This window comes from uncultured Campylobacter sp. (genome assembly GCF_938045205.1).
Classification (GTDB): domain Bacteria; phylum Campylobacterota; class Campylobacteria; order Campylobacterales; family Campylobacteraceae; genus Campylobacter_B.
Genome location: NZ_CALIMY010000042.1, coordinates 1 through 5,315, shown reverse-complemented (window position 1 = coordinate 5,315; position 5,315 = coordinate 1). Strand labels below are relative to the sequence as shown.

At 45.7% G+C, this 5,315-nt stretch carries 4 protein-coding genes; all 4 read left to right on the top strand.

The genetic code is table 11. From position 1 onward, the window contains the following. The first annotated feature begins 113 nt into the window (after positions 1 to 113). From Q0198_RS02670 to Q0198_RS02655, 4 genes are read left to right on the top strand one after another with little or no spacing between them, the layout of a single operon-like run. Positions 114 to 1,217, top strand: coding sequence for a glycosyltransferase (locus Q0198_RS02670; RefSeq protein WP_297894637.1), 1,104 nt, complete (start codon positions 114 to 116; stop codon positions 1,215 to 1,217). Continuing rightward, entirely contained in the window at positions 1,214 to 2,338 is a 1,125-nt protein-coding gene (locus Q0198_RS02665; RefSeq protein WP_297894634.1) for a glycosyltransferase family 4 protein, read from the top strand. The genes Q0198_RS02670 and Q0198_RS02665 overlap by 4 nt, the downstream gene beginning before the upstream one ends. Next, a complete protein-coding gene (locus Q0198_RS02660; protein ID WP_297894631.1) occupies positions 2,331 to 3,695 on the top strand; it encodes a mannose-1-phosphate guanylyltransferase/mannose-6-phosphate isomerase in 1,365 nt (454 codons plus the stop codon). The genes Q0198_RS02665 and Q0198_RS02660 overlap by 8 nt, the downstream gene beginning before the upstream one ends. A 1-nt stretch (position 3,696) precedes the next feature. Beyond that, on the top strand, positions 3,697 to 5,007 hold the full coding sequence (locus tag Q0198_RS02655; protein ID WP_297894629.1) for a sugar transferase: 1,311 nt from the start codon (positions 3,697 to 3,699) through the stop codon (positions 5,005 to 5,007). The last annotated feature ends 308 nt before the right edge of the window (positions 5,008 to 5,315 follow it).

Here is a 5,315-nt window from a genome sequence, read left to right as displayed (position 1 = left end):
GGCGTAAATCAAAAATTTTTAAATGTGGAGTATAGAGACATTGAAAGCATAATTAGCGAGCAGGATTCCATTTATTCTGCGCTTTTAATAGATAAAACTACTGAGATCAAAAAATGAAAATTTTATTTATTACGCTTAGAGCCGATCACGGCGGCGGCCCAAAACACGTTGATCTGCTTATAAATAATTTATCTAGCGAGATAGAGATATATCTTGCTTGTCCGCAAGATAGGCTCTACTATGATCTGTGGAACGAGTCAAAAAAGGTTAAAGACATATTCATCTTGCCGCATAGAAAATTTAGCGTAAAAAAGCTTCTTGAGCTGAATAAATTTATAAAAGATAACGATATAAAAATAATCCATTCCCACGGCAAGGGCGCGGGAATCTATTCACGGATGCTTAAAATTTTAAATCCAGGACTAAAAGTAATCCATACTTTGCATGGTGTTCATATGGGAGAATACAGCTTTTTAAAAAAGAGAGCATATATTTTTTTAGAGAGGTTTTTGGCGCTATTTACCGATAAATTTATAAATGTCTCAAATAATGAAAATAGTATTTGTTTGAAGCATGGACTATTTAAAAAAAATAAGAGTGATATCATATATAATGGTATAAAAGCTCTTTTGAGAGAGGATAGCTCTAGGAAAAAATTTAATTTATATGGAAAAAAAGTAGTTACGACTATTTCAAGATTTGACTATGCAAAAAATATGTCTTTGGCGTACGAGATAGCCAAAAATTTTAAAGATAATTCAAGCATCGTTTTTTTGTGGATCGGAGACGGCGACGATAGGGCAAAATTTGAATCTATGGCGCAAAAAGACGGCGCAAATATAATCTTTACGGGCTTTACCGACGAAGTGCCCGCGTATCTATCCGCTACGGACATCTACCTGTCTACATCCAGGTGGGAGGGGCTGCCTTATGCGCTCATAGAGGCGCAGTCACTCGGTATCCCTATAGTGGCGACAAACGTCGTGGGAAATAACGAGGTTGTAGAAAACGGCAAAAGCGGATTTTTGTTTGAGGGTGCACAGCAGGCGTGCCAGCATATAGAAATTTTATTAAACGATGAGAAAATATACGGTAAAATGCAAGCCGAAGCGTTGCTAAATTTTAAAGATAAATTTGATATCGGCGTTATGATTCGTAAAGTGGAAAAAATTTACGAGCAGATATTTGAAAATAGATCAACTAGGGAGTCGCAATGAAAAAAGCCCTTATCCACGACTGGTTTAGCACCTATGCGGGTGCAGAAAAATGCGTTGAGAGTTTTACTAATATCTGGGATGATTTTGAAATTTACAGCCTCATCGACTTTTTAAAGGGTGCCGATCGAGATAAAATTTTAAAAGGCAAGCACGCTCACACGAGCTTTATCCAGAAGCTGCCCTTTGCAAAGGACAAATACCGCAACTACTTGCCACTATTTCCGCTCGCGATCGAGCAGTTTGATCTAAGTGGCTATGACGTCGTGCTATCTAGCTCACATGCTGTCGCAAAGGGGGTGCTGACGCACTCAAATCAGCTTCACATCGCTTATGTACACACGCCGATCCGCTACGCGTGGGATCTATATCATCAGTACTTGCGCGAAAGCGGGCTGGATCGCGGTCTAAAGGGCGTGCTGGCAAAGTATTTTTTACATAAAATTAGGCTTTGGGACGCGAGCACCGCAAACCGCGTGGATCACTACGTCGCAAACAGCCGCTACATCGCGCGCCGTATCCAAAAAACCTACGGCAAGCCTAGCGACGTCATCTATCCGCCCGTGGACGTGGATAAATTTACGCTGCGCGAAACCAAAGAGGAATTTTACCTCACCGCCTCGCGCATGGTCCCGTATAAAAAGATCGATCTCATCGTCGAGGCGTTTTCGCAGACGGATAAAAAGCTGCTCGTCATCGGCGATGGGCCCGATATGGCCAAAATTAGATCAAAAGCGGGCAAAAATGTCGAACTTTTGGGCTTCGCAGACGATGAGACGATGGCGGATCTCATGGGGCGGGCTAAGGCATTTGTTTTTGCCGCAGAGGAGGACTTCGGCATTACGCCGGTAGAAGCGCAGGCATGCGGCACGCCGGTGATCTGCTTTGGGCGCGGCGGCGCCCGCGAGACGGTGCTTGACGGCGAGAGCGGACTGTATTTTATGGAGCAAAACGCAAAAGAGCTGCTCGCCGCCGTAGCTAAATTTGAGCAAAATTATGATAAATTTGAGCCTACAAAAATCAGAGAAAATTCTTTAAAATTTTCGCGCGCACGCTTTGAGGCCGAAATCAAAAGCTACGTCGAGAAAAAATATGAGGAATTTAAGGACGGCCAAAATGACTAATATAATCCTAAGCGGCGGCAGCGGCACGAGGCTGTGGCCCATCAGCCGCACGCTTATGCCGAAGCAGTTCGTGCGCCTCTTCAGCGATCGCTCGCTTTTTATGATGAGCTACGAGCGAAACTCCCCGCTATGCGAGCGCACGCTCGTCGTCTCAAACGAGCAGCAGTATTTTTTGGCACTCGATCAGCTTGAGGCTTTGGGTGCGCGCGGCGTGAAATTTCTACTCGAACCAGTCGGCAGAAATACGGCTCCTGCGATCGCGCTTGCGTGTTTGAGCTTAAAGGCCGAGGAGATCGTTTTCGTAACGCCGAGCGATCATCTAATTAGAAATCAGGCGGCGTATAAAAACAGCGTCTTGCGCGCGCACGAGCTTGCGAAACAGGGGTTTTTGGTGACGTTCGGTATCAAGCCCGCGGAAGCAAATACGGGCTACGGCTATATCGAAGCAAGCGGCGAGGACGTGTTAAAATTTCACGAAAAGCCTGATCTTGCGGCAGCGCAAAGCTATATAGCGGCGGGGAATTGCTACTGGAATAGCGGCATGTTTATGTTTAAAGCAGGCGTATTTTTAGACGAACTAAAGGCTCAGAGCTCTGAAATTTACGAAGCCTGCGTCCGTGCGCACGAAAATTCTAACGCGGAAAATCCGATTAGAATTAAACTCCTCGATATGCAAGAGATCCCCGCAGATAGCATTGACTATGCGGTTATGGAGCGCACGAGTCTTGCTAAGGTCGTGCCCGCAGATATCGGCTGGAGCGATCTGGGAAGCTTCGATAGCTTAGACGCCGAGCTGTCTAAAGACGCGAACGGCAACACTGCTAGCGAGCAAAATATCACTCTAAATTCTAAAAACAATCTCATCATCGGCTCTGGCCGCACGATAGCCGCCATAGACGTCGAGGATATCGCTATCGTCGATACCAAGGATGCCCTGCTCGTATGTAAAAAAGGCTCTACCCAAAAGGTAAAGCAGGTGGTAGAGCGGCTGAAGGATAGCGATCTGGCGCGCGTGCACGTAACGACGCACCGCCCGTGGGGCAGCTACACGGTGCTCGAAGATGAGCGTGGCTATAAGATCAAGCGCATCGTCGTTAAGCCCGGCAAGCGGCTATCGCTGCAAAAGCACTACCATCGCAACGAGCATTGGATCGTCGTTAGCGGCACCGCGACCGTGACTGTGGGCGAGCAAAATTTCTTGCTGCGCGAGAACGAATCTACGTTCATTAGGATGGGCGAGGTTCACCGTCTCGCAAACGAGGGCAAAATCCCCGTCGTGCTAATCGAGGCTCAAGTCGGCAGCTACACCGGCGAGGATGATATCGTGCGCCTGCAAGATGATTTTAATAGGAGCTAGGATGAAAAAGCAACTCTGTGTTTTGATAATCTTGGCGGTCGATATTTTCGGCATCTGGCTTTGCTTCGGACTTGCCGTGGTGCTTAAAAATCTGCTCTACGGCGATAGCGTGCTGCTGGACATCGGCAGGTATCAGGGCTTTGCGCCGTCCTACGTCATAATGATATTTCTATTTTTTTATCAGGGGATCTATTCGAGGCGATATGATTTTTGGCACGAGAGTAGAATTTTAGTGAGAAGTTGCTTTTTTGGGCTTTTACTCAGCCTTGCGCTGCTTGCTTTGATCAAAGTCAATTACGAATTTTCACGCGCCAGCTTTATTCTGAGCTTTGCCTTTATGGCGGTGGTTTTGCCGCTTTTTAAGCTCGTAACGAAAAGGAAGCTTTTTAAATTTGGATTATGGCAGAAGAGGGCGAAAATTTTAGGCGAGGGCGAGGAATTTGAGAGCGCCGTCTTAGAAAGCGCGTATTTAGGATATGTTAGAGCTCTTGGCAGCGATTACGACGTGTTATTTATCGGCGGAAGCAGGCTTGGTGCGGAGGCTTTGAACGAGCTTATCGAGCATAATATCAGAAAGAACAAAGAAATTTTATTCACCCCCGTGCTGCGCTCATACGATTTTACGCAGGCAGATATTTACAGCGTTTTTGCATCGCGTACCAGCCTCTTTGCGATACGAAATTCTCTGAAAAGCCCTTTAAATTTAGCGCTTAAACGCGGGCTTGATTTGGCGCTAATTTTCTTAGCACTTCCTTTGCTGGTGCCGATTTTTGGCGTAATCGCGCTGATGATGAAGCTAAAAGAGCCCACGGGGCGCATATTTTTTTCGCACCAAAGGATGGGATTTGGTGGCAAGCCGTTTGGGTGTCTTAAATTTCGCTCTATGAAAGAAAACGGGGATGAAATTTTAGCTCAGTATCTCAAGCAAAATCCGCAAGAGGTGGAGTATTTTGAAAAATATCACAAATACGAGCACGATCCGCGCATCACGAAGCTGGGCGATTTTTTGCGTAGAAGCTCGCTCGATGAGCTTCCGCAGCTGATCAACGTCCTAAAGGGCGAAATGAGCATCGTAGGTCCTCGCCCGTGCGCGCAATACGAGCGCAAAGATATGGGCGAATACGCCGATCTCATCCTCGCCGTCAAGCCCGGTATTACGGGACTTTGGCAGGTGAGCGGGCGCAGCGATGTGGATTTTGCGACTAGAGCGGGCATGGATACGTGGTATATGAAAAACTGGTCGATCTGGAACGACATCGTCATTATTTTAAAAACCTTCAAAGTCGTTTTGGCGCGCGAAGGGGCGAGTTGATCGGTTATTGAATCCTTAAGTCAGGTTTTTTTGAGATAAATTTTAAATTTAATACGGCGCTTTGATCAAGATATTAGAATCGTTTGAGGCTAAATTTTGCACGATTTAAAATACATATACACAACAATGTAATTGCATGAAAATAGCTAGGAATTCGCGGCGCAAAATTTGAAATTTTGAAATTTCATCGCATGCTTACGTAAAATAAGACTACGCAAAAATAGCGATGACTTAATGCAGGCGATAAATATTGTGCAGTATCGTGGGAAAAGTATTAGCGCAAATTGTATTGTTTAAGCACACAAAAA